The 226-nt window shown below is 35.8% G+C and carries 1 protein-coding gene; it reads right to left on the bottom strand.

The features are described 5' to 3' along the window. On the bottom strand, positions 1–226 hold a 226-nt coding region (locus H2O73_RS24520; protein WP_182110863.1), incomplete at both ends, for a chorismate-binding protein.

The following is a 226-nucleotide window of genomic DNA, read 5'->3' as shown; positions in this document are numbered from 1 at the left end:
CCCGGTCATGCTCCCCATAGGAAAGGTTGTCTGAATGACATCTACCGGGTGAATATCTTTTTCAACTTTAGAAACTACGGTAGAAATCATTTGATGCACCTGATTAAAAGTGTAAATCTTACAAAGTTCTTTCACTTTTACACTTCCTTTTGTTGCCGTTTTAGACAAATCATTTCTAACCAAATCAACAATCATGATATTTTCACTTCGCTCTTTATCATCATGC

Origin of the sequence: Vibrio marinisediminis (genome assembly GCF_014050145.1) — a bacterium.
GTDB lineage: Bacteria > Pseudomonadota > Gammaproteobacteria > Enterobacterales > Vibrionaceae > Vibrio > Vibrio marinisediminis.
This window is presented reverse-complemented; position numbering and strand designations above follow the sequence as displayed.